The organism is Nitratireductor sp. B36 (assembly GCF_020833685.1).
Lineage (GTDB): Bacteria > Pseudomonadota > Alphaproteobacteria > Rhizobiales > Rhizobiaceae > Nitratireductor.
The window spans coordinates 304,787-329,382 of record NZ_JACKZY010000002.1; the positions used below are offsets into that span (position 1 = coordinate 304,787).

A 24,596-nucleotide genomic window follows, 5' to 3' on the forward strand; every position below is an offset into this window, starting at 1 on the left:
TCGGTCTATGCAAACATCCTGACGGCACTTTATGCAGCCAGTCTTGTGCGGGCCTTACGTCCCGTCTTCTGCAGAAACCTTGACCACCAGTTCACGTGACGTGATCATTTCCCAGTGCCCGTCTTTCCAGACGATCTGAGAGACACGGCTGCCATCGGGCAGACGTGAGCCTCTCTGCACGAGCCAGTATCCGTCCTCATCCTCGATCATGGCGCGTCCGCCCACCACATGCACAAGCCGAAAGCCTGGTTCATCGCCAGGAAAGGGCTGATTTTCCAGTGCTTCGGTGGGGGTGCGGTCGACGGTTCCGGTGGACGTGTAATCAACCTGCGGCAAAGGGATAATCTGCGAGGGGATACGGGCGCCGACCAAAGAGGGAAGAGCTTCACGGGAAGGTCCTTGCGGGGAGGGGCGCCCCGCAAACGTCATGGGTCGAACGCCAAACTGCTCCTGATTGAAGAAGATGTACCAGGGAAACATGGCACAGACAGCGGCCAGCCCGATACCGCCCACCATGATCATCCAGTCGCTGCGGCTGCTGCTTGGCTTGTGGAGAGAAGCCGTCTTTGGAATTCTGCGGGGAAGAAAGACGGATTTTCTTGAAGGCGGGGGCGTCTCGACAACAGGCGTGGCGGTTGGGTTGGGTTCGGTTCGCCGCCCGTCCGGGAGTTCGAGACTGGCCAGTTTAAGCGTCATTGTACCGGTTCTCCGGCTTTCAGTTTCATCGCCAGATCCGTGAAGGGATCAGTCGACCGCGGATCGTTTGGCGATTGTGTGAGGGCATCGTAGATGAGCGGTATCTGGCGCACGGCCTGATCGAGATCGGCATCGTTGCCGGGCTGATAGGCGCCCAGAAGGCGAATGTCGCGGGTGTCTTCGAAGCGGGCGATCATCGCGCGCAAGCGTGTCACCAAACGTTTTTCGTCCGGTTTCCATGCACGTTCGGCAAGCCGCGAAATGGAAGCGAGGGGATTGACCGGTGGGAAGCGGCCCTGCTCGGCTATTGCGCGGTCGAGCACCACGTGGCCGTCGAGAATGCCGCGTACTGCATCGGCAACCGGGTCGTTGTGATCATCTCCATCCACAAGGACGGAGAGGATCGCCGTGATGGAGCCGCGACCGGTTTCGCCGGGTCCGGCGCGTTCGAGCAGGCGCGGCAGTTCTGTGAACACCGAAGCAGGATAGCCGCGCGCCACAGGTGGCTCGCCGGCGCCGATTGCCACTTCGCGCAGTGCATGGGCGAATCGTGTGATGGAGTCGACAATGAGCAGAACCTTGTCGCCGCGATCGCGAAAATATTCAGCGACGCTCATGGCCGTATCGGGTGCTCGGCGGCGCATCATGGCGCTTTCGTCGCTGGTGGCGACCACAGCCACCGATTTGGTCATTCCCTGCTGACCAATCGTGTCTTCCAGGAATTCACGGACCTCGCGGCCACGCTCTCCCACCAAAGCGATGACCACCGTGTCAAACGCATCGGCGTTGGCGAGCATGGACAGGAGCGTTGATTTGCCAACGCCAGAACCGGCAAACACCCCGAGCCTTTGTCCGTGGCAAAGAGGGGTAAAGATGTCGATGACACGAACACCTGTGCGGAAAGCCTCGGAAACCCGTTGTCGTTGCATGGCGGGTGGCGTGACAGGGGCCCCGCCGGTGGCGGAGCTCGCGCCACCGGGGATGGGTTTCCCATCGGCTGGGCGGCCCAGGGCATCGATGACACGCCCACGCCATGCCGGTGAAGGCGCAAGGCTAAGTTGGCCACGATTGAAAACGGCTTCGCCCAGACCCACCGCACCTGCTTCCTCGTAGGGAGCGACGAGCACGCTGTCTTGCGCGATGCGGACAATCTCCCCTGCACCGGCAATACCACCCCGGCGGGCCTGCCGCGAAACGACATCACCGAGCCTTGCCGTTTCAGAAAGGCCGCGCACGCTGTAATGGGTCGGAGAAACCTCGCTGACGCGGCCGCCGTGCCGGACGAGGAAACGCTGATCGCCCGCTATCCGCCGATAGGCTTCTTCGAGAGCGGTCAGCGCGGTCTCGCGCGGAGGGTCAGCCGAGATTGCAGGCTCTGTCACAACTTCACTCATGCGCCGAGAAGCTTAATGGCATCCTTGAGGGCGGTGTCGCTGTCGCTCATCAGGGCCGAAACATGTTCAAAGGTGCGCTGTACCTCAATGAGGTTCATCATTTCGAGAACCGGATTAACATTTGCTTCTTCCACAAAACCCTGGGCGACGCCCACATCCGGCTGGTCGATGACCGGCTGGGCATCATTGGCGACGAAGCCCGAATTGCCGAAACGAGCGTAATCCTGCGATGGAGCAAAGGCATAAAGACCGATAGCGCCGACCAACTGGCCGTTTTGACGAAGCGTTCCATCCGCGCTTGCTTCAGGCGGGCCGGCGAGAGGGTCAAGCAACAATGGCGCGCCTCCCGCATCCAATACCGGATGCCCGTCTATGCTGACCAGTTCGCCGGTCTCACGCATGGTGAAGCGGCCGTCCCTCGTGACCACGGTACCGGCCGGCGTATCAAGCGCGAACCAGGCTTCGCCCTGTATCGCGAAATCGAATGGATTCTTCGTTTCACGCAGTCCGCCGGCATGGGTGGCGATGTTGGGTGTACCCGGTGCGGCAAACGAAACCGAATCCGGACCGTCGCCATTGACCATGTCGCGGAAGTTCACCGACGTGGCGCGGAAGCCGACAGTGCCGGCATTCGCGACGTTGTCGGCCAGTGTTCCAAGGCGTTTTTCGAGCGCTACCTGGGAGGACAGGGCCACGTAGAGTCCGGTCTGCATTGGATCTGTTACCTCTTCAACTGCGCGATGGTAAAAAGCATATCGGTGGAGATGCCGAATTCGGCGGGCTGGCTGAAAAGCGCTGCGATGGAAGTCTGCTGGGAGTTGGTCGGGTTCTCCAGTTCCCACATTGTGGTGAAGCGCTTCAGGAAATCCTCCAGCTTCTCGGGATCACGGAAGTCTTCGATGTCGATGCGCTCCTTGATCATCTCGACCTGCTTATCGATATCGGCCTGAGCAAGCGCTGCAGGGAAGCCGAGCGCCGTGCGCACCACCTCGGCGATGGCCTTGTCTGCCAGCAACTCATAGTAGGAACGGAATTCAGGGGCCTTGCGCTGGAAGTAGAGCGCGAGGCGCACACCCTCGTTTTCACGTCCCGCATCCTCTTCAAGCGTCTGGCGCACATAGCGCTCGACCGCCAGATTGTTGGCGATGTTGTAGGTCGTGGCATCCTCGCCGTAGCGTGCGAAATTGAACGCTTCCGCAAGTGCCCTGTAGCGCTTGTCTTCGGACTGGTTTGCCGGGCTGGCTGGATCGTCAATGCCGCCTTCCAGGACCGAACGAAGGAATTTGACGTCGATCACTTCATCTGGATCGAAGCCGTGCGCAAGCAAGGCGAAAGACAGCATTTCCTGATCGTTCATCAGATCATCGACAGATTTGATGTCAGGGATCTTCGCCAGATAGTTGTTGATGCTGCCGATCAGGGCCGGATCACTGGGAGAAGCGCCGTTCTTGAGTGCGCGGGTGAGATATTTGTCCACCGTTCCCTTTTGGGCGGGATTGTAATTGGTGGTGTCGACGCCGCCGGCGGCAAAGTTATAGGTCCGGGCAAATTCGGCATAACGTTTGTCGGTGAGCTTGTTTGCGAAGCTTTCAGGATCGCTGATGCCTTCTTCCAGCACCTTCACCATGAAGGCCTTGGCGTAGGCCATGTCGTCCAGCCCATGCGCTTTCATTGCGTAGCGGAACAGGCGGTCGTCATTGACGAACTCTTCAATGGAGGTCACTCGACCGATGTTCGCCTGATAGTACTCGGTTTCCCGCTGCACCATGGGCTGCGACTGCACACGCTCCAGCGAACGCGACAGGTCGCGGTTGATGAGATTGTAGCTCGTGAACGTGTTGATCAAGGCGCGCCCTCCGCCATCTTCGGTTGCGCAACCCTAATCCGTCTATCTTGCGCGAGGCTTTCGCGGACGCTTCCGGTATTCAAGCCTCACGCAAGCCACGGCGGGTACACAGGAGAAAAGGCCAAGAAAAGATGGCGGTTTAGATGGGTATTCTGATCGGACTGGTGGTAACGCTCGGCTGCGTGATCGGCGGCTATATGGCGATGGGCGGACATGTGGATGTGCTCTTCCAGCCGTGGGAATTCGTGATCATCTGTGGGGCAGCGTTCGGCACGTTTCTGGTCGCCAACCCGATGTCGACGGTGAAGGATGCGGGCAAGGCCTGCATGGAGGCTTTCAAGGGCGCGGTGCCCAAAGAGACCGAGTATCTTGAAACGCTGGGTGTTCTTCACAGCCTGATGCGGGAGCTGCGGACCAAGTCGCGCAGCGAGGTTGAGGCTCATATCGACAATCCCGAAGAATCGGCGATCTTTCAGACCTATCCAACGATCCTGAAAAACAAGGATCTCACCAACTTCATCTGCGACTATTGCCGCATTATCATTATCGGCAATGCGCGCCCTTTCGAAATCGAGGCGCTGATGGATGAGGAAATTCAGACCATCCGGCGCGATAAGCTTAAATCCTACAACGCGCTCGTGGCGGTTTCAGAAGGGCTTCCTGCGTTGGGCATCGTGGCTGCCGTTCTCGGTGTGATCAAGGCCATGGGGGCGATCAACGAATCGCCGGAGATTCTGGGTGGCCTAGTTGGCGCAGCGCTGGTCGGAACGTTTCTGGGAATCTTCATGTCCTATGCGGTGGTTGGTCCGATCGCGACCAAGATCAAGATTGTTCGCGAGAAGAAAAACCGGCTTTACGTGATCGTGAAGCAGACCTTGCTCGCATATATGAACGGCTCGCTGCCTCAGGTGGCGCTGGAGTTCGGCCGCAAGACCATTTCCGCCTACGACCGGCCGACCATCGATGCGGTCGAACAGAGCACGATGAACGCCGGCGGTGGCGAGAAGCAGGCGGCATGAAGCAGCAGGATCAATGGAGTTTCAGCCGATCATGGCGTTGACGAATGACCCTGAACTGATGCGTGCGCTCGTCGTGGAGCGGCTGGTGGGCGCCACCGGGGATCCGCGAAAGGTCGTTGAGGCGGCGCGTTCATGCGCGACCCGTGCCCTGCCGCGTGTCATGGAAAGCCTGGAAGAAAAGCTGCCTACGCCGATAACGGTGGATCTGGTGGATGTCGAGATCGTTCGCCTTGCCGAGCTCAAGCCTCAGCCAGATTGTTGTGATGCATTGGTGGTGGTTCCTGGCGAAGCCTCCGGTGACGCTCTTACCATGCGGCTCGATCCCACAGCGATCTCCCTTCTTGTCGGAGCCATGTTCGGCGGCAATCCGGAGCTGCCGGCAATTCCTCTCGAACGTCCGCCTTCTGCTATCGAACGCGATGTCGCAGCACACGCCTTCGACATTTTTGCCAAGGCGCTCAACGGAAAGGGGGCCCGTTCGCTTGGATTGCGGTTGCAGATGCCAACCGTGCTGGCCGGCGCTGACTTTCGACGTTTCGTTGTGCGGGATGGGCCAGGTGTCCGCATCAGATTTACCATTGGCGGGGAAGAACACGGTGGTTTTCTCACTGCTTGGATGCCGCAGCGACTTCTGCTGGAAGTTCGCGACCCTGAAGCAGAAGACAATCGCCAGCAAAGTGCCAAGGCTGCCGACTGGCACAATCGCTTCAGCGATGAGGTTATGCGCTCAAACGTCCGCCTTAAGGCGACCATCCCGCTGATGCGGATGGCGCTTGGGCAACTCGCGTCGCTTCATGAAGGTCAGGTGATCGAGTTTGGCGACGGGGCTCAAGCCGAGGCAAGGCTCGCGGTGCGCGACAAGACGGTTTTCACCTGTGATTTTGGAAAAGCCGGACATCACTACACGGTGCGGATCAAACAGCCCTTTGACGCCCGAAAGGACGTCGTCGAGGGGCTTCTGGCACAATGATGTGCCAGACAGGCGGTGAAGGAGAATGACCATGACGAATGCCCAGCCGGAGCCGCAGGAACACGGCGAGGAAGAGCTCAACAAGGCGATAGAGGAACTGAAGGACGTGCTTCACGAGGAGAGCTCCGGCGGCGAGGAACGGGTCGATTCCTTCTCGGGAAACCCCGACCTCGTCATGAGCATTCCGGTCGAGGTCCAGATTGTTCTCGGCAGTGCCGAGATGCCCGTGTCCCAACTCATGGCCCTTAAAAAGGGATCGACAGTTTCGCTCAACCGCCGGGTCGGCGAGCCGGTGGAGATCGTCGTGAACGGACGGCGTATCGCTCGGGGTGAGATCACACTGGTTGACAACGACCCGTCTCGCTTCGGGGTTAAACTCACGGAAATCGCCGGCAAGGCCTCCGTTGAATAAAGCGTAGAACAGTAAGCGGATAGGAAGGTCGGTTCGATCATGACGGAAGCTCTGGCTCTGACACAGGCGCAAAAGGCTGCCACCATTCTTGTGGCGATGGGCAAGCCCTCTGCAGGGCGTCTCCTGAAATTCTTCAAGCAGGACGAGCTCAAGGCGCTCATGGAAGGAGCGCGTCTGTTGCGAACCATTCCACAGGCAGAACTCGAAAAAGTTGTCAGTGAGTTCGAAAGCGAATTCACCGAAGGTGCCGGGTTGCTGGATTCGGCCGACAGCATTGACACGATTCTCAATGAAACGCTTTCCGAAGAGGAAATGAACCTTCTCATGGGGCGCAATGCGCCAGCGGCGAGTGAGGCCGAAGAGGTCTGGGCCGAACTTGAGAAGCTTCCTGCGGAAGAACTGATCGAACTCATCTCCGCTGAACACCCACAGGTGATCGCAGCGATTCTGGGCGGTATCGCTCCATCCATCGCCGCGAAAGTGTTGGTAAGCCTGGACAAAACCCTGCGCACCTCCGTCATCAGTCGAATGGCAGCGACGGGCGAAATGCCCGCCCAGGCGAAGAAGCTTATCGAGAACCGCATGAGTGACCTTCTGCGCAATATGCGTGCGGGCAAGGATTCTGCCGTCGGACTGGCGCGCGTGGCGTCTCTGCTCAACGAACTCGACAAGGAGCAGGCCGATGAGGTTATCCACGAGCTGGAATTGACCGGGACAAGCGATGTGAAAGCGATCCGCTCTCAGCTTTTCAGTTTCGAGGAGATCGTTCTGCTCGATCAGAAAGCCCGTGTTGCGCTGTTCGACGGGTTGTCGAGCGAATTGGTCACGCTGGCGCTTCGCAATGCCTCCGAAGCCATCGTCGAAGCGGTGCTATCGGCGCTTGGCCAGCGCACACGCCGCATGATCGAGGCCGAACTCAGCACCGGTTCGGAGGACGTGCCAGAAGCCGATATCATGCAGGCTCGCAGGCGCATTTCCGCAAGTGCTGTTCAACTTGCACAACAGGGCAATTTTGTTCTCCCTAGCATGCAGCAGCAGGAAGCAGCCTGACGCTTTCACGAAGGACAAGCCCGGGTCGCGATCCGGCACACCGGACTACTGTATTTCCAATCGCTTGAGCGAAGGTCCTGATGGCGGAAGGTGCCGACAAGGAAAGCAAGACCGAAGAGGCAACGGAAAAGAAGATCCGTGACTCCGTCGACAAGGGTCAATTGCCCTTCTCCAAGGAAGTGCCCGTTTTTGCGTCTTTTCTTGCCATACTGACCTTCGCAATATTCTTCGCGCAGGACAGCGCGATGCGGCTCGGCAGTTTTCTCTCCATTTTTTTGGAGCGGGCGGATGGCTGGTCGCTGGAGACGCGCTCCGATGCGATGGCGATCTACCAGCTTGTGTTTGTGGAGATCGCGAAGGTTGTCGGCGTCGTTATGGCTCTTCTTGTGACCGCTGGTATTGCTGCTTCGGTTTTTCAGAACACACCGCGTTTTGTCCTTGATCGGGTGAAGCCGAAGCTGTCGCGCATTTCTCTGAAAGAGGGCTGGAGCCGGATTTTCGGCGCCAAGGGTTTCGTCGAGTTCGCAAAATCGCTGGGCAAGATCATCGTTGCCGGCGGCTTTCTCATTCTTGCGATGCGCGAGGCAGAGACGCGACTGCTCGCGGGCATGATCACCAATCCAGTCGAGTTTACCTCGGTCATTCGCGATATCGCGGTTCAAAGTCTCGTCGTTGTGACGCTTGTGGTGGCGGTTATCGCGGTCGCCGACCTTTTCTGGTCTCGCCATCAATGGCGCGTGGACCTGCGCATGACCAGGCAGGAGGTCAAGGACGAGCACAAGCAGACTGAAGGTGACCCGATCGTCAAGGCGCGCTTGCGCTCACTTGCGCGTGATCGGGCTCGCCAGCGCATGATGTCAGCAGTGCCTCAAGCCACACTGGTTATAGCCAATCCAACCCACTTTGCGATCGCATTGCGGTATCGCCGCGATGAGGATGCGGCGCCCGTGGTGCTGGCAAAGGGGCAGGATCTTATTGCGCTTCGCATCAGGGAAATTGCCACCGAGCACGGCATTCCAGTGTTCGAAGAACCGGTGCTCGCGCGCTCCATGTACAAACAAGTTTCGATTGATAGTTTGATTCCGTCACAGTTTTACAAAGCTGTCGCGGAGTTGATCCGTCGCATCTACAGAACCGGTGAGAGACCGTAGTCAGCAGGGATACATTATGGATAAGCAGCCGCATTCGCCTGCTCGCGAAATCATCGTTGCCAATGCCATACGCGCAGTGGCGAACGAGTTGCGTCTTATCGACGTGGCCGACTATATCGCGTTTATTCGGCTGGAGAGCCTGGCGAGTGTCGCTGATATCGTTGAATCTGCTGCAGAGCTTTATTTCATGCCGGGTACGCTGCGTCTGGGGCACGGCTGTGACGCCCATGTGACATGGAGCGGAAGCCCGCGCATTTCGCTCGATCTGGAATTGCGCCCGCAGGGTGCCACGGTCTATTTCACCTTGGAACTCAGCGCCGACAATGCGGGCGTTGAAGTCAATTACGTGGCGTTTGACAATCCGTCCGATGATCCTGAGGTGAACTCACGTTATCTGGCCGAAGCCTTGCAGGCTTCGCGGATCGTGCGTAGCGAAAGGCCGCTCATCAACGGATGATCTTCGGGCTTGCGGGCCAGCATTGGCGCGGAAGATGGCCGGCTAGTCAATCAGTCCCTTGCGAAGCGCCTTGGCAACTGCGTGAACGCGGTTAACCGCGTTGAGCTTTTGCGTCGTGTTTGCCAGATATTGGTTTGCAGTATGTACCGATAGCCCAAGGCGCTTGGCGATTTCCTCGCTGGTCAATCCGTTGGCGGTCAGTTTCAAACACTGCAGTTCGCGTTTGGAAATGGTCGGGCTTGCGCTTTCCGCAGGGTGTGGGTCTCGTTCGATAAGTTGCGCGAAAAGAACGTGACACTGACTATGAAGATCAAAGAGAACATCGCGATCCAGACGGATGTTCTGGCCGAGAATGAAAACTGCACCATGATTTCGCTGATCCGTGGCGAGCGGTAGGATCAGGCCACTCCCCGCGTCAATCGGGGAGATTTCCTCCCAGTGCATGCCCGACGTCTCCTCAGGCATGGCAATCCCCCAGAACAGGGGATGGAAGGTTTCAGAAAGCTTGTCCGCAAAGCGTTTGGGTAATCGACTTGCGAACTCGATACTTTCGCTTCCCTGTTCGGTGGGCTGCCCTGTCAGACACGGGGTCAGGCGGGGTTTTGAGACGCCTTGGACCAGATAAAGATGAAACCGGTCAGCGCCGATGCTTTCGCTGAGCTCCTGCAGCTCGTCTGCGATGTCCGAAAGCATCCCCGTCATTCCGATCTATATGAGTCCGTTGCGAATGGCAGTTGCAATCGCCATAGCGCGGTTCTTGGCCGCCAGCTTGTGGATCGCGTGGGCGACATAACTGTTCACCGTGTTCGATGACACGTTGATGATAAGGGAGACCTCATCGGCCGTTTTTCCTTCAGAAACCCAATAGAGGCACTCCCGCTCCCGTTCGGAGAGCGGCTCGCCGACTGGATTTGCTATTGTCTTGTAGCCTGAGAGAAGGTGACAAAGCCCCATCTGCAATCGACGCAGCTCGGCGAGATCAAGCGTGTCGGTCTGATTGGTGGATATCAGTGCGATGTAGCGCTTCTTGCCTGATGGCAGTTTGAGAAGGAACACCTCTTGCTGCTGATGCAGCGAAAGGTTCGCCACCTCATCGCAAGCCAGGAGCGCAGACAGTGCGAGCGGGTGCCAGCCGCGCGGCATCGCACCCGGAAAGGTTGAAATGGAGCTTTCCACGAGCCGCGTAATCGCGGTCAGCCCCACATCTTCGATCGTGTCGAAGGTCCAGTTGGAAACGAGAATGCTTGCCATGCCCGTGGCACTGTCTGGTGCAGCTTCCGCGATGAGGTAGGAGACAGGCTCGCCAGACCGGCAATACCCGCGCGCAAGGTTGGAGAGATCGCGCCGCGATACGGTCTTGGACAGCCTTGCAGGGCGTTTCTCGCGTGTCTCAGTCGCCATTCGGTTTCACCGCAAATCCGCACCTTCAACGATCGGTGCCAAGGTTTCGCGGATACGCAATACGAAGCCCGCTAAATGCCCGTTCCATACAAATCTGATGGCGAAAGGGCCGGTAAAATGAGAACCGGTCGTTCCATTACGAGCTGCACAAAAGGGACGATCCAAAGTGGACGTTCGGAAGCCCCAGTAACTTCATTATGGTTAGGTAAGCTTTCGATTCGGGTCAAGAAATCCTGCGCGTGCTTCAAACGTTTCAAATATGAAGGAATGAGCGGCCCTCTTCGCTGAAAAGATGCATCTTTTCAGGCGCTGCAGTGATGCGGAGGCGATCTCCCTTGGCGTATTTCTGGACACCCGCCAGTTTCACGACGATCGCGTCATCCACATCTTTCACGTGTAAATAAACATTGGTGACTTCACCCAGCCGCTCGACGAAGTGCACATCGCCTTCGAAAAGGAAGTCGTCCTTATCTGCGATTCGCAGGTCTTCGGGGCGGACGCCGAAGTGGCACCGGGTGCCAGAGAGCGGTTCCGGGGAGGGAATGGGAACCGTGGTCTTCCGTCCACCTAGGCTGATAAGAGTGTTGTCGCCGGTTCTTTCGACCCGGGCCGGCTGGATGTTCATGGCGGGCGAGCCGATGAAACGGGCGACGAACAGGTTTGCTGGTTTTTCATAGAGGTCAATTGGCGCCCCCACCTGCTCGATATGACCCGAGGACAGGACCACAATGCGGTCGGCGAGCGTCATCGCTTCCACCTGATCATGGGTGACATAGATCATGGTCGTTTCGGGCATGGAGCTTTTCAGCTTGGCAATCTCAATGCGTGTGGCAACACGAAGCGCAGCGTCGAGATTGGACAAGGGTTCATCGAACAGAAACACTTTCGGATTGCGGACGATGGCCCGACCGATTGCCACGCGTTGACGTTGACCGCCCGAGAGGGCCTTAGGCAGGCGACCGAGATATGGAGTAAGCTGCAGAATTTCAGCGGCAGCGTGTACGCGCTTGTCGATCTCATCCTTCGGGGCTTTGGCGATCTTCATGCCGAAGGCCATGTTATCGTAGACTGTCATATGGGGGTATAGCGCGTAGGACTGAAACACCATGGCGATGCCGCGCTGGGAAGGTGGGATGTCGTTGACCCGTTCGCCACCGATGAACATGTCTCCACCGGAGATGTTTTCCAGACCGGCGATCATGCGCAGCAGGGTGGACTTACCGCAGCCCGACGGGCCGACGAAAACGATGAACTCGCCATCCTCGATCTTCAGATCGATCCCGTGGATGACCTTTGTAGCGCCATAGCTTTTTTGAATGTTCTTCAAATCGAGCGCTGTCATTTTCTCACTCCCCGACTGCCGAACCAGCATCCATATGGCGGCAATTTCAAAAGGTTGTTCTCCATCACGCCGTCGGCCTCGGCGTCTTCCATGGTCGCATACGCTTCCAGATCCAGTGAAAGCTCGACGGGATGCCCGGTCATGTTGATGGCAATGATGATCGTGTGTGCCGCCATCGAGCGCTCGAAAAGGAGGACGTCCGATCCCGCTTCGCGAAACGTTATGTCGCCCTTGGCGAACACCGGATGCCGCGAGCGGAAGGCAAGCGTTTTGCGATAATGGGAGAGGAGGGAGCCCGGTCTGTCCTGGGCGGAGACCGCCAGATGCAGATGCTCCGGTGGAACGGGAAGCCATGGTTTTACGCCCGAGAACCCGGCGTTAACCTGTGTTTCCGACCACACCATCGGCGTTCGGCAGCCATCGCGCCCCTTGAAGGTAGGCCAGAACTGGATGCCATATGGATCCTGCAGGTCCTTGAAGTCGAGCACCGCTTCCGTGAGGCCCAGTTCTTCTCCTTGATAGAGACAAACAGAACCGCGCAGCGTCAGAAGCAGCGTTGTCGTCATCTTGAGGAAGGCTTCGCGGTCATGCACCTGGTCGGCCCAACGCGAGGCGTGGCGCACCACATCATGGTTGGAAAAGCTCCAGCATGACCAGCCGTCGGGAGCTTTCTCCTCGAAAGCTTCGATGACCTGGCGGACGCGTTGCGGCGTCAGTTTCTCCTGCGACAGAAAATCGAAAGAGTAGCACATGTGCACCTTGTCGCCGCCGCTTGTGTATTGGGCAACGATGTCGAGCCCGCGCTGAGCGTCGCCCACTTCGCCGACGGCGGTAGTGCCGGGATACTCATCGAGCAGGGCGCGAAAACGCTTCAGGAATTCGAGGTTTTCAGGCTGATTCTTGTCGTAGAGATGGTCCTGATAATTGTAGGGATTGACCGCCGGAGCGATGGATGCGTTGCGGCGCTCCTGTTGGAGCGGGGGATTGTCTTCAAGCCCTGCCGAGTGAACGTAGAAATTGATCGTGTCGAGGCGGAAGCCATCGACGCCGCGCTCGAGCCAAAAGCGGACCGTATCGAGTAGCGCATCCTGCACGTCCGGATTGTGGAAGTTGAGATCCGGCTGGCTCGCAAGGAAATTATGCAGGTAGTACTGGCATCGGCTCGTATCCCACTGCCAGGCCGAGCCGCCGAAGATTGACAGCCAGTTGTTCGGCGGGCTGCCATCGGGCTTCGGATCGGCCCAGACATACCAGTCTGCGCGCGGATTGGTACGGTTCTGCCGGCTTTCTACAAACCATGGATGCTGATCGGAAGAGTGCGAAATCACCTGATCGATCATCACCTTGAGATCGAGCCGATGCGCCTCCGTGATCATGGCGTCGAAATCGGCCAGCGTGCCGAACATCGGATCCACTTCCTTGTAGTCGGACACGTCATATCCGAAGTCGAGCATGGGGGATTTGAAGAATGGCGAGATCCAGATCGCATCGACGCCGAGCGAAGCTATATAGGGCAGGCGCTGGGTGATCCCTTTCAGGTCACCGATGCCATCGCCGTTGGAATCCTGAAAGGAGCGCGGATAGATCTGGTATATGACTGCGCCGCGCCACCAGTCGGCGTCTTCCGTGTGTCGGCTCATGGCTCCAGGAGCATGTTCGAAGGGAACATCATGCAGAACATTCATGGGAGCGGTCAGCCTCCTTTGACGGACCCGGCAAGAAGGCCGCGGACCAAATAACGTTGCAATGCGAAGAAAACGAGAATGGGCACCACAATGGCCACAAAGGCCGAGGCGGTAAGAATTTCCCAGTTGCCGCCGCGTGAACCGAGCAATTCGCGCAGACGCCCCGTCAGTACCAGTTGCTCTTCGTTGTTGCCGAGGAAGACGGTGGCGACGAGCAGATCGTTCCACACCCAGAGGAACTGGAAGATGGCGAAGGAGGCCAGCGCAGGAAACGACAGCGGCAGAATAATTTTTCGGAAGATTTCGAAATCCGAGGCGCCATCCACGCGTGCGCTCTCGATGATTTCGCGTGGCAGGCCAGCCATATAATTGCGTAGGAGATAGATGGCGAGCGGCAGGCCGAAGCCGGTATGCGCAAGCCAGATGCCGATGAACGATTTACCGATGCCGACCGTGTTGTAAAGACGCAGGAGCGGGATGAGCGACATCTGAAGCGGCACGACCAGCAGGCCGACGATGGCGGCGAGCAGTAGCGCGCGGCCGGGGAACTCCATCCATGCAAGCGCATAAGCTGCATAGGCAGCAATCAGGATGGGAATGACGGTGGCCGGAATGGTCACGGTCATCGTGTTGATGAAACTTTTTCCAAGCCCCTCCGAGAACAGCACGTTCTCATAATTCTCCGTCGTGAATTTCGGCGGTTCCACGGTGCTTACGAAGATGCGCTGACCGCGCCCGGGTTCGGGTTTTTCCGAGTAAGCAATCGTATAGTCGCCATCGGTGTCGACGGTCAGCATGCCGCCGTCGCGCAATTCGGCATTTTCTCCGACGGCAAACGCAGAGGGTTCACGCGAGGAAATGCCAAAGCCGGTGACCTCGCCACTGTTGCCCTCGAATACATTCCCGGTGAGCACATACCGGCCTTCCTGAAGCCTTGCCTCTTCAGGTGGCGCCGAACGTGCGACGAGATTGCGCTCGGATGAGGTCAGAGCTGTCCACCAGCCACTTACGGCCAGCTGATCCTTGTCGCGCAAGGAGGAAACGAGAATGCCGAGCGTGGGAAGCGTCCAAAGGGCCACGAGGAGGATAACGGAAATATTGACAACCCATGCAAGTGCGGGCCGGGAGCCGACGGGCGTGCTCATTTCATGTCCTTCCGTGCTTCACGGATGTTCCAGATCATGATGGGCGTGACCATGGCCATGATCACCAGCGCGATGGTGGAGGCGCGTCCGAAATCGAGGCCGCGGAACATCCAGTCGAACATGTAGTTGGCAAGAACCTGGCTGCCCCACTGGCCGTTGGTCATGGCGAGCACGATGTCGAAGACCTTGAGGACCAGAATGGTGATTGTGGTCCACACCACGGCGATGGTGCCCCAGATCTGGGGGACTTTTATCTTGTAGAAAATCTGGAAGGGTGAGGCGCCGTCGATGACGGCCGCCTCAATGGTTTCTTCAGGAATGCCGCGCAGCGCGGCTGAGAGAATGACCATGGCAAATCCCGTCTGGATCCAGATCAGGATGACCATCAGGAAAAAATTGTTCCAGAAAGGGAGGGTGATCCAGGCCTGCGGTTCGCCACCGAAAAATGTGACAACGGCGTTGAGGATGCCGATCTGTTCCGACCCTTCAGCGCGGTAATCATAGATGAATTTCCAGATCACGCTGGCGCCGACGAAGGAAATCGCCATGGGCATGAAGATCAGGCTTTTGGCGACATTTCCCCAGCTGATCCGATCGGTGAGGGCAGCGGCAATGAGGCCGAAGAAGGTGGCGGCGGCGGGCACCACGACGAGCCACAAAAGGTTGTTGCGCATGCTCTCGCGGAAAGCCGCGTCCTTGGCGAGCCAGGCGTAATTGGCCCCGCCGACCCAGTGCTCTCCGCTTGGTCCATAGAAAGACAGAACGATCGAGTTGACCACCGGATAGACCAGATAAATCCCCAGGATGATCACTGCTGGTCCAAGAAAAAGCCATGGACGGATGCCGTTGGCTGCATTGATGTTTTCAGCCACGCGGTGGCCGCGAGGCGGATAAATCATATCCAGCAATCGGTTGGAGCCCCAGAAATAGCCGAAGCAGGCCGCCACGCCGAGCACCATGACCAACACCGCCTGAACAAGCTTGATGTCGGGCAGGACAGTGTTGAGCGCGGAGAAGACGGCGACGGCGCAAAGCACCGCAAAGACGATGCCTGCAGCCATGATGCCCAGTGCGATCACGAGATTCCGAAAAAATGCACCAAGACCGGGTGAGCCGTCAGAAGGTCCTGTTTCGGTAGAGGAGATTGCCATGGCTGCCTCCCGGGGCCGCATGAGATGGGTTTGATCCGTCCCGCCGCTCTCGAGGCGGCGGGACCGCCGGATGCTTACGCCTACTTGATGGCGTCCCATTCCTTCTGGATGTCCGAGGCGACATCCTCGGCGGATTTGCCTCCAACATAGTCAATCATGCCGGTCCAGAATGCGCCGGCGCCAATCTTGCCCGGCATCAAGTCGGATCCGTCGAAGCGGAAGGTCGTCGCACTGGTCAGGATTTCACCCTGCTTGCGCAGTGCGTCATTGGAATAGGCGTCTGCATTGACCCCTTTGTGGGGTGTCAGGAATCCGCTTTGCGCCATCCAGAGTTCGTGTGCGATCGGTGTTTTCAGGAACTCGATGAAGGCGCGTGCCACCTCAGAGTCTTTCGTGATCGCAAAGACAGTTCCTGCACCGAGGAGTGGTGTTCCGAGATCCTTCTCCGCATAGGCGGGCAGATAGAAGAAGTCTGCATCGCGGCCAAGTTCGGTGCCTTCGGGGAAAAAGGATGGAATGAAGGACGCCTGTCGGTGCATGTAGCATTTTGGCGGTACGGCGAAGAGACCCTTGGGGCTGTCGCGGAAGTCGGTTGATGCTACGGCGCCTGCGCCACCATCGACATAGTCGTCATTGCGGGCGAACGCACCGAACTCCTCGATTGCGGCGATGACGCGTTCATCGTTGAAGGGGATCTCGTTGCGCACCCACTGGTCGTAGACTTCCGGCGGCTGCGTGCGAAGCATCATGTCTTCCACCCAGTCGGTCGCGGGCCAGCCGGTTGCACCACCCGAACCGAGGCCGATGCACCAGGGTGTTTCGCCATCGGCGACGATCTGCTCGGAGAGCGCTTTCAGCTCTTCCATGGTTTGCGGCACTTCATAGCCCGCGTCTTCAAAGTTTTCGGGAATGTACCAGACGAGCGACTTCACGTCGGCCTTGTAGGGAAAGGCGAAAAACGCGTCCGTCCCGTCGTTGCCCTTGTAGGTTCCAAGGTCGACCCAGGACTGGCCCGCCGCGTAATTGTCCTTCATCCATTCGGCGGTATCGTTGCCAAGCGGTACGAGGAGGCCTTTCGATGCGAGATCGGCAGCGAGGCCGGGCTGCGGGAAAATCGCAATGTTCGGTGCACTCCCAGCCTGTGTGTCGATAACGATCTGCTGTTCGAAGGAATCGGAGCCTGAATAGTTCACCGTGGCACCCGTGGCTTCCTCGAAGAAGGCGGTGATCGATTCAAACAGGTCTTTATCGGCGCTCAGCCACGGGCCGAAGATGTTTAGCTCCTGTCCGGAGAAATCATATTCTGCCTGGAAGTCCTCATAGCTTTTCCAGTTGAAGCGGGCATCCTCGCCGGGGGTGAATTTCAGGTCGGCGGCATGAGCAGTGGTGCCGGCGAGCGCCAGAGCGAGCGCGCCGACAATCATGGACGTTTTCATGGTTCCTCCACATCGCGGCACAAGGCCGCTCCTCCTCGGGGTTCTGCATGTCCGGCGCAATGACAACGTTTTAAACGAAATTCAAAGCGCTTTGGATATGTGCAGCATCAATCCGCAGGGTTTTGGAGTCAAGAGGGTGTTCAAATTGCCCTGGAAAAAACGCAGGAAATTGGAAAAAATACCTTCATTTCTCTTGGTGTCCTAAATTCCGCTGAATGAAGGACTTGATCTGATCGAAGGGCTGTGACACGAATTTTTAAAGCGCTTTGAAAAAAAGGAAGATGCGTTGCCCGCCCGAAAAGCGATCAATCTCAAAATGCTCTCGGAAAGTCTGGGGCTGTCGCAAACGACTGTTTCACGGGCGCTGAATGGTTTTCCAGAGGTGGCAGAGAAAACACGTGCCCGGGTGGTGGAAGCAGCCGCGCGACTGAACTATCGACCGAGCCCAAGTGCAGCGAGCCTTGCGACGGGCAAGTCGCGCATGATCGGTCATGTGGTAAGCCTGTCCGAGCATATCATGATCAATCCGCATTTCGCTGATTTCATTGCCGGGGCCGGGGAAGTTTACGGTGAGAATGGATATGACATCCTTCTTCGGCTCGCGTCCCTTGAAGAACAGGAGCGCATTTATCGGGATCTGGTGGATGACCAGCGCGTGGACGGAGTGGTGGTTCACGGTCCCCTGACAGGGGACAGCCGCATTGCGATCCTCAACGCACTCGGGCTCCCCTTTGTCGTCCACGGACGAAGTGACGAAGAAGGGGCGGATTATTGCTGGATGGATGTGAACAACCGTCGAGCCTTCCATCGAGCCACGAATTTCCTGCTTGATCTGGGCCATCAAAGGATTGCGCTCATCAACGGGTTGGAGACCATGAACTTCGCAGATCGTCGGCGTCAGGGTTATGAAGCTGCGCTGAAGGAGGCCGGCATCGCGCCGGATACGCGGCTGATGCACAGTTCGGACATGGTGGAGCCCTATGGTTACCACGCAATGCGGACATTGATGGAACTTGCCGAGCCTCCGACCGCGATCGTCGTGGCAAGTGTCCTGCCGGCCATGGGCGTGACCCGGGCGTTGGCAGACCTGGGCCTGCGGGCAGGTGAAGACGTTTCGGTCATCGCCTTCGACGATTGCCTGTCGTTCCTGCAGTCCGGCTGCAGATCCGGTTTCGGAGGCAGGGTGCCGGACATCCCCTACTTCACTGCAGTGCGCTCCTCCATCCGCGAGGCCGGTAAGCGTGTGGCGCAGATGCTTCTAGACCGTATCGACAATCCGCATGGCCCGCTCCAAAGCGAATTGTGGGAGGCCGATTTCGTCATAGGCCAGACCACTGCTCCGCCTCGGCGGCGCTGATTCTGGCTCCTCATCCAAGGCAAACCCGGGAACCCCTCATGTCCGCCACAGACACGGAAATCATGGAGCTTGAATTCTCTCGTGCGGATTTTCCGGACGATTTCATCTTTGGAACGGCCACTTCTGGCCATCAGATCGAGGGTAGCCGATTTGGTGGATGTGGTGTGTCGCACTGGGATACGTTCGCAGCAACGCCAGGGAACACGGTGCGCGGGGAAAGCGGGGCGACGGCCTGTGATCACTATCACAGATGGGAAAGCGATCTCGACCTGGTTCGCGATGCCGGGTTCGATTGTTATCGTTTCTCCACTTCCTGGTCGCGTGTGTTGCCGGAGGGGCGCGGCACAGTCAATGAAGCAGGGCTCGATTTCTATGACCGTCTCGTCGACGGCATGCTCGAGCGAGGCTTGAAGCCATTCGCCACGCTTTATCATTGGGACCTGCCAGCGCCGCTGGCAGATCTCGGCGGGTGGCGCAACAGGGATATCGCGGCCTGGTTCGCCGATTATGCCAATGTTGTCATGAAACGCATCGGCGACCGCGTGGCGACCGCTGCCACGATCAATGAACCGTGGTGTGTGGCCTGGCTCAGTCATTTCATGGGCGAGCATGCGCCGGGCCTGCGCGATATTCGTGCGACTGCCCGCGCCATGCATCACGTGCTCCTGGCGCACGGTTGTGCCACGCAGGCGATGCGCGCGTTGGGTATGAACAATCTGGGTCTGGTTGCCAATTTCGAGTTTGCGGCACCTGCGGATGATCGTCCGGAAGCACGAAGGGCCGCGCGTCTCTACGATGGCATATACAATCGCTGGTTCCTCGGAGGTGTGTTCAACAAAGCCTATCCGGAGGATGTGCTTGAGGGGCTTGGACCCCATATGCCAGAGGGTTTCGAGAAGGATTTCGAGACAATTGGCGCGCCCGTCGACTGGCTCGGGATCAATTATTACACGCGCAAGCTGATTGCCGCGGATGAGTCAGACCAATTCCCTGCACTGAAGGAAGTGGAAGGGCCATTGCCCAAAACCCAAATGGGCTGGGAAATCTACCCTGATGGTCTGCATCACTTCATCACCTGGGTGCATGAGAGCTACACCAAGGGGCTGCCGATCTTTGTGACGGAGAACGGTATGGCTTCGCCCGACGAGGTGATGAACGGGCAAGTGAATGATGTTGCCCGCATTGATTTCCTCAACCGACATCTCGGTGCAGTGCGCAGGGCCCTGAGCGCGGGCGTTCCCCTGAAGGGCTACATCGTCTGGTCACTTCTGGACAATTACGAGTGGGCGCTCGGCTATGAAAAACGCTTTGGCCTCGTGCACGTCGATTTCAAAACACTCGAGCGCACACCCAAGGCATCATGGCATGCGCTTGGGCGTGCGTTGAGACGCTGAAACCGGATCAGACCGAACGCGTCGCGCCGCCGTCAATGCGGACCTTGGTGCCTGTCACATAGGAGGCCCGCTCGGAGGCAAGGAAAACTGCCATGTTGGCAAATTCCTCAGGGTCGCCATACCGTCCCATCGGGATAGATTCTGCGGCCGCAGCGGAAACTTCCTCCAGCGGTTTGCCGGAACGGTTGGCCGCCGCTGTGTCGAGTTCGACGACGCGCTGGGTGTGAATGCGTCCCGGCATCAGGATGTTGACCGTAACGCCGTCCCGCGCAACCTCCGTCGCCAGCGTCTTCGACCAGCCGACGATCGCCGAACGGATACCATTGGAGAGGGCCAGAATGGGAATAGGCTGCTCCACGCCGGAAGAGGTGACGGTGAGGATGCGGCCCCATTTGCGCTCGCGCATCGCTGGCAGGAGCCGCCCGGTGAGATGAAATATGTTGGCAGCCATTGTTTCGAAATTCGCGATCCAGTCGCCGCGTTTTGCATCGACAGCCGTAGCGGGCGGAGGGCCGCCTGTGTTGTTCACGAGAATGTCGACGCCCCCTTCGGCCAGGAGCTTGTCGGCCAAATCGTCGATCGCGGCATGATCTGAAAGGTCCAGCTCATAGGCCTGGACGGCGCCTGCGCTTGCCGGCAATTCCTTCGCCCAAGCCTCGATCTTGTCCTTGCTGCGTGCGGCTGCGACCACGGTCGCGCCTTCCTTCGCCAGCCCCTGGGCAATGGCAGCGCCGAGGCCGCGGCTTGCGCCGAGCACGAGGGCGCGCTTGTTTTTAAGTCCTAGATCCATCGGCAAATTTCCCGGATTGATGCACCGCCAACAGCCTTTTATCCAATTCGGCCATGACGGCTTGTGGTGGGTTTGCTCACCTTAGGTGAGACGGTGCGATTGGGCACGATTCAGAACAGGATTGCAAGTCTTGAGGGGAAGCTGTACAGCGATCCGCCGCTCCGCGCTGTGCCTTCAAATCTTGGTAACGGTCAGTCTTCGAATGTTATGTCCAGTGCCGAAACAAAACCGCAATTAATGCGTTGAAAGCGCGTGGTTTGTGCCGCGGCTTCACCCTAAGTTTTCTTGCATACGAGCTCCATATATGGACCGACGATCCTTCCTTGTTTCCTGCCTGTCAGCGTCGCTGTTGGGTACGTCCAGCCTGACGGCTCTTGCAACCCAGGCGCGCGCCGAGAATCCTGCGCCGCAAGGCGTTGACGAGAAAGGAAAGGCACAGGCCTTTTCCTTTGAAGCTCTCACGGAGGCGATGAAGAGCAAAGCTTCCGAGCCATTCTCAAAGGCTGAGTTCAAGTTGCCGGAGCAGATAGCCAGCTTGACCTATGATGAGCATCGGGCGATTCGCTTCCGGCCCGATCACGCCCTGTGGCAGGGGGAGGCCCCATTCGAGCTTCAGGCCTTCCATATGGGCTGGTTGTTCAAGGAGCCTGTTCGCCTCTACGCGGTGGAGGCGGATAAGGCCGAGCCGATCCTCTTCACCGGTCGTGATTTCGAGTATCGCAAGCCGCTCGATCCGGCCCGTTTCGAAGATCTCGTGATGGAGGGTGAGGCCGGCTTCCGGCTTCACTACCCTCTCAACGCTCCTGATGTGATGGATGAGTTGGTCTCATTCCTCGGTGCAAGCTATTTTCGTGCGCTGGGGCGGGACACGCTTTATGGGCTGTCGGCGCGTGGTCTCGCCATCGATACAGCTACCGCGAATGGGGAAGAGTTCCCCCGTTTCACCGATTTTTATATCGAGAAGCCAAATCGGCGCAGCAAGGAAGTGGTTGTCTATGCGGCGCTGGACAGCGAAAGTGTGACCGGCGCCTATCGCTTTGTCATAACGCCTGGGCGAAACACCGTCATGACGGTGACAGCACGCCTCTTCGCCCGCAAGGATATTGGGCGCCTCGGCGTTGCGCCAATGACATCCATGTTCCTCTTTGCTGAGAACAATGACAGCGCTTTCGATGACTATCGCGGGCAGGTGCACGACAGCGATGGTTTGAAGATCGTTCGCAAGGACGGTGACGAGCTGTGGCGTAATTTGAACAATCCCTCCCAGCTCGCAACATCCTTCTTTTCTGAAGACAGCCCGCAGGCTTTCGGGCTTTATCAGCGTGATCGTGATTTCGCGCATTTCCAGGATGCCGGCGCTCACTACGAACGCAGGCCGTCACTGCTTGTTGAGCCGCTCGAGGCCTGGGGGCGTGGCAACATTACTCTGGTGGAGATCCCCACCGACCTGGAAGTCAATGACAACATTGTCGCGTTCTGGGTCCCTGAAAGAGACGTCAAGGCCGGCGATGCCCTGGAATTCAACTACCGCTTGACGTGGGGCGCTATCGACGAACCGACCAACCGGTTCGCCAGAGTTATGGCGCTTCGCAGCGGAGAGGGTGGTGTTTCGGGCGTCAAGAACGAGGACGGGTTGCGCAAGTTCGTCGTGGATTTTGATGGTGAAGTCCTGCGGAACCTTCCCGGCGATTCAAACATTGAAGCAGTTGTAAACGTCAGCCGGGGCGAGATTGCCCATTCGGCGGTTTCCCGCATCGAGAGCAACGGCATGTGGCGTCTGGTGATTGACCTGAAGCCGAACGGTGCGGGTCCTGTCGAAATGAGCGGGCACCTCAAGCTCGATGACAAACGCCTTTCCGAAATCTGGAGTTATCAGTGGAGAGAAACAGATGATGCACGTTCGTGAGACGGATAGCCAGCCGATGACGCCTCTCCGTCACACTCTGCCGGTGGCTCCCATGGCGATGCCCGAGCAGGTGCTTGAACGCCGGCGCGCTCGTCCGGCGCTTTTCTCCATCCTGCTCAAAAGATTGGCGTGGAAGTAAAGCCGGGTACGCACGTGACCCCCGAAAGGGGCGGTCATTGAACGCCGCGAGAGTGTGATGGTCAGCGTAAGACGCGTTTTGTCGATCCTTTTCTGCCTGCTTATGGCGGGGCTCGTCGCTTCGCTTGCGGTCGGCTATTTTTCCGCCGACGGCATTCAATGGATCGACGCCATCCGTATTGTTCTTCTGGCCGCCAGCACAGCCTGGCTGGCCTGGGGCGCAGCTTACGCGTTCAACGGCCTGTTGACCTCTCCCATTTCAGAAAAGCACAAGCCTTTCGAACTGGCGCCGACAGAGGCGCGCACGGCGGTTCTGGTTCCCGTATACAACGAAGATCCGGTCAAAACCTTTTCCCATGTGGCCGCGATGATCGGCAGCCTCCACACGCTGGGTGCCGCCGGTCGATTTGATTTCGCGATCTTATCGGACACAAACGATGATCGCGTTGCGGCTGAGGAGGAGCGCTGGTTCCAGCGTCTGCTGGTGGAGAGTGGGGCGCAAACGGCGATCTATTACCGCCGTCGCGAGAAAAATACCGGCAAGAAGGCCGGGAATATCGCCGACTTTATCCGATCGTCCGGTGCATTGTACGACTATATGATCGTTCTCGATGCGGACAGTCTGATGGAAGGCTCCACCATGGCCGAGATGGTGCGGCGCATGGATTGCGAACCCAGGCTGGGATTGCTTCAAACCCTGCCCAAGATCGTTCACGCACGATCATTTTTCGGACGTGCGATGCAATTTTCCACCAGCTATTATTCCCCGATCTATACACGCGGCCTTGCATCCCTGCAGGGTGAGGCTGGTCCGTTTTGGGGCCACAATGCCATTATCCGCACGCGCGCGTTTGCTCAAAGCTGCGGGCTGCCGGAATTGTCTGGAACCCCGCCTTTCGGCGGGCATATTCTTAGCCATGACTATGTGGAAGCCGCGCTTCTGAGCCGCAATGGGTGGATCGTTCGCGTCGATCCGGATCTTTCCGGTTCCTATGAAGAGGGCCCCGACAATGTGGTGGACTTTGCCAAGCGCGACCGTCGCTGGTGCCAGGGCAATCTTCAACACGCTCGGGTGATGGTGGCCCCCGGCCTGAAGCCGTGGAGCCGGTTCGTCTTTGTCCAGAACATCATGGCCTATGTTGCATCGCCTCTTTGGGCTCTCTTCATCATGGCCTCAATCGCTGCGCCGGTGTTGAAGGGTGTGCCGGATTATTTTCCTGAACCGGGGCTGTTCCCGGTTTTTCCGCGGGTTGAACAGGGACTCGCGCTTACCCTGCTGGTCGGGGTTTTCGGCCTCTTGATCGGGCCGAAACTTCTCATTGTCCTGCGTGGCGCTTTGAGCGGTGTGAATGAGCGGTTTGGCGGCACTGGGCGGGCTTTGCTCAACACGTTGACGGAAATACTATCGACGAGCCTGCTTGCGCCGATCATGTTGATGTATCAGTGCCGTGCGGTGGTGGAAGTGTTTCTCGGTCTCGATGGTGGATGGCCTGCGACTGATCGGGAAGCCGGCTCTGTCAGTCTTTCTGAAGCGTGGTCTGCAAGCTGGTGGATCAGTGCCACGGGTCTCGTTACGCTGGGCCTCGCTTTCCAGTTCGCCCCCGAATATGTGGGCTGGCTTCTTCTGGTGGCCGGACCGCAGGTTTTTTCGCCAGTTCTCATCCATCTCAGTTCGTGGAGTGCGATCGAGGCTGGGGAGACCGGGCTCTTCCAGACAGCAGACGATCGCGCGCCATCGCCGGTGGTCTTGCGTCAGGAAGCAATTCTTTCTTACTGGCGAGGCGCTGCAGAGCCTGCGCCCGCAAATCAGCCGGTGACAGAACCGGCGCTCGAGCCCGCTGACGCGGAGCAGTGAG

General features: G+C 58.2%; 23 protein-coding genes. 11 read left to right on the forward strand and 12 right to left on the reverse strand.

The genetic code is table 11. The annotated features are described in order from the left end of the window. Positions 1 to 54: 54 nt before the first annotated feature. The 4 genes from H7H48_RS08025 to H7H48_RS08040 are packed head-to-tail and all read right to left on the reverse strand — an operon-like array spanning position 55 to position 3,936. The gene (locus tag H7H48_RS08025) at positions 55 to 696 is read right to left on the reverse strand and encodes a hypothetical protein (protein WP_229448499.1); all 642 of its coding nucleotides are present in this window, start codon (positions 694 to 696) and stop codon (positions 55 to 57) included. Then, a complete protein-coding gene (gene fliI / locus H7H48_RS08030; RefSeq protein ID WP_229448500.1) occupies positions 693 to 2,090 on the reverse strand; it encodes a flagellar protein export ATPase FliI in 1,398 nt (465 codons plus the stop codon). Before fliI ends, H7H48_RS08025 begins: the two co-directional genes overlap by 4 nt. Further along, complete coding sequence (flgF, locus tag H7H48_RS08035; protein ID WP_229448501.1) at positions 2,087 to 2,803, reverse strand: flagellar basal-body rod protein FlgF; 717 nt, start codon at positions 2,801 to 2,803, stop codon at positions 2,087 to 2,089. The genes fliI and flgF overlap by 4 nt, the downstream gene beginning before the upstream one ends. An 8-nt stretch (positions 2,804 to 2,811) precedes the next feature. Then, positions 2,812 to 3,936, reverse strand: a complete 1,125-nt coding sequence (locus H7H48_RS08040) for a DUF1217 domain-containing protein (RefSeq protein ID WP_229448502.1) — start codon at positions 3,934 to 3,936, stop codon at positions 2,812 to 2,814. Between the two features lie 143 nt (positions 3,937 to 4,079). Here H7H48_RS08040 and motA point away from each other — a divergent pair, with 143 nt between their 5' ends. The 6 genes from motA to H7H48_RS08070 all read left to right on the forward strand — a co-directional run bounded on the left by motA (position 4,080) and on the right by H7H48_RS08070 (position 8,995). Continuing rightward, positions 4,080 to 4,955 (forward strand): flagellar motor stator protein MotA, encoded by an 876-nt coding sequence (gene motA, locus H7H48_RS08045; protein ID WP_229448504.1) that lies wholly within the window; start codon positions 4,080 to 4,082, stop codon positions 4,953 to 4,955. A gap of 31 nt (positions 4,956 to 4,986) precedes the next feature. After that, positions 4,987 to 5,925 (forward strand): FliM/FliN family flagellar motor switch protein, encoded by a 939-nt coding sequence (locus H7H48_RS08050; protein WP_229448506.1) that lies wholly within the window; start codon positions 4,987 to 4,989, stop codon positions 5,923 to 5,925. Between the two features lie 25 nt (positions 5,926 to 5,950). Further along, a complete protein-coding gene (gene fliN, locus H7H48_RS08055; RefSeq protein ID WP_229448508.1) occupies positions 5,951 to 6,337 on the forward strand; it encodes a flagellar motor switch protein FliN in 387 nt (128 codons plus the stop codon). A gap of 39 nt (positions 6,338 to 6,376) precedes the next feature. After that, positions 6,377 to 7,387: a FliG C-terminal domain-containing protein gene (locus H7H48_RS08060; protein WP_229448510.1), complete on the forward strand. Its 1,011-nt coding sequence runs from the start codon at positions 6,377 to 6,379 to the stop codon at positions 7,385 to 7,387. 80 nt (positions 7,388 to 7,467) lie between these two features. Next, positions 7,468 to 8,538, forward strand: coding sequence for a flagellar biosynthesis protein FlhB (flhB, locus tag H7H48_RS08065; RefSeq protein WP_229448512.1), 1,071 nt, complete (start codon positions 7,468 to 7,470; stop codon positions 8,536 to 8,538). A gap of 16 nt (positions 8,539 to 8,554) precedes the next feature. Further along, the gene (locus H7H48_RS08070) at positions 8,555 to 8,995 is read left to right on the forward strand and encodes a hypothetical protein (protein ID WP_229448513.1); all 441 of its coding nucleotides are present in this window, start codon (positions 8,555 to 8,557) and stop codon (positions 8,993 to 8,995) included. A gap of 42 nt (positions 8,996 to 9,037) precedes the next feature. On the opposite strand, the gene H7H48_RS08075 is transcribed toward H7H48_RS08070, so the two are convergent. The 7 genes from H7H48_RS08075 to H7H48_RS08105 all read right to left on the reverse strand — a co-directional run bounded on the left by H7H48_RS08075 (position 9,038) and on the right by H7H48_RS08105 (position 17,155). Next, positions 9,038 to 9,688, reverse strand: coding sequence for a helix-turn-helix transcriptional regulator (locus H7H48_RS08075; RefSeq protein WP_229448514.1), 651 nt, complete (start codon positions 9,686 to 9,688; stop codon positions 9,038 to 9,040). Positions 9,689 to 9,703: 15 nt separating this feature from the next. Next, positions 9,704 to 10,396, reverse strand: a complete 693-nt coding sequence (locus H7H48_RS08080; RefSeq protein ID WP_229448515.1) for a helix-turn-helix transcriptional regulator — start codon at positions 10,394 to 10,396, stop codon at positions 9,704 to 9,706. Positions 10,397 to 10,649: 253 nt separating this feature from the next. Next, entirely contained in the window at positions 10,650 to 11,738 is a 1,089-nt protein-coding gene (locus tag H7H48_RS08085; RefSeq protein ID WP_229448516.1) for an ABC transporter ATP-binding protein, read from the reverse strand. Beyond that, complete coding sequence (locus H7H48_RS08090; RefSeq protein WP_229448517.1) at positions 11,735 to 13,378, reverse strand: alpha-glucosidase; 1,644 nt, start codon at positions 13,376 to 13,378, stop codon at positions 11,735 to 11,737. Before H7H48_RS08090 ends, H7H48_RS08085 begins: the two co-directional genes overlap by 4 nt. A gap of 53 nt (positions 13,379 to 13,431) precedes the next feature. Continuing rightward, on the reverse strand, positions 13,432 to 14,568 hold the full coding sequence (locus H7H48_RS08095; protein WP_229448518.1) for a carbohydrate ABC transporter permease: 1,137 nt from the start codon (positions 14,566 to 14,568) through the stop codon (positions 13,432 to 13,434). Then, the gene (locus tag H7H48_RS08100) at positions 14,565 to 15,527 is read right to left on the reverse strand and encodes a carbohydrate ABC transporter permease (protein WP_229449212.1); all 963 of its coding nucleotides are present in this window, start codon (positions 15,525 to 15,527) and stop codon (positions 14,565 to 14,567) included. The genes H7H48_RS08095 and H7H48_RS08100 overlap by 4 nt, the downstream gene beginning before the upstream one ends. Before the next feature lie 272 nt (positions 15,528 to 15,799). Further along, complete coding sequence (locus H7H48_RS08105; RefSeq protein WP_229448519.1) at positions 15,800 to 17,155, reverse strand: ABC transporter substrate-binding protein; 1,356 nt, start codon at positions 17,153 to 17,155, stop codon at positions 15,800 to 15,802. Between the two features lie 286 nt (positions 17,156 to 17,441). Here H7H48_RS08105 and H7H48_RS08110 point away from each other — a divergent pair, with 286 nt between their 5' ends. Next, positions 17,442 to 18,512, forward strand: a complete 1,071-nt coding sequence (locus H7H48_RS08110) for a LacI family DNA-binding transcriptional regulator (protein WP_229448521.1) — start codon at positions 17,442 to 17,444, stop codon at positions 18,510 to 18,512. A 38-nt stretch (positions 18,513 to 18,550) separates the two neighbouring features. Continuing rightward, positions 18,551 to 19,906, forward strand: a complete 1,356-nt coding sequence (locus H7H48_RS08115; protein WP_229448522.1) for a GH1 family beta-glucosidase — start codon at positions 18,551 to 18,553, stop codon at positions 19,904 to 19,906. A gap of 7 nt (positions 19,907 to 19,913) precedes the next feature. Here H7H48_RS08115 and H7H48_RS08120 read toward each other — a convergent pair whose 3' ends face one another. Further along, entirely contained in the window at positions 19,914 to 20,696 is a 783-nt protein-coding gene (locus tag H7H48_RS08120; RefSeq protein ID WP_229448523.1) for an SDR family oxidoreductase, read from the reverse strand. Between the two features lie 304 nt (positions 20,697 to 21,000). Between H7H48_RS08120 and H7H48_RS08125 the strand changes: the two genes are divergently transcribed. The 3 genes from H7H48_RS08125 to mdoH are packed head-to-tail and all read left to right on the forward strand — an operon-like array spanning position 21,001 to position 24,595. Next, positions 21,001 to 22,602, forward strand: a complete 1,602-nt coding sequence (locus H7H48_RS08125; protein ID WP_229448524.1) for a glucan biosynthesis protein — start codon at positions 21,001 to 21,003, stop codon at positions 22,600 to 22,602. After that, entirely contained in the window at positions 22,586 to 22,741 is a 156-nt protein-coding gene (locus tag H7H48_RS08130; protein WP_223021356.1) for a hypothetical protein, read from the forward strand. Before H7H48_RS08125 ends, H7H48_RS08130 begins: the two co-directional genes overlap by 17 nt. Before the next feature lie 36 nt (positions 22,742 to 22,777). Next, the gene (gene mdoH / locus H7H48_RS08135; RefSeq protein WP_370633353.1) at positions 22,778 to 24,595 is read left to right on the forward strand and encodes a glucans biosynthesis glucosyltransferase MdoH; all 1,818 of its coding nucleotides are present in this window, start codon (positions 22,778 to 22,780) and stop codon (positions 24,593 to 24,595) included. Position 24,596 lies beyond the last annotated feature (1 nt).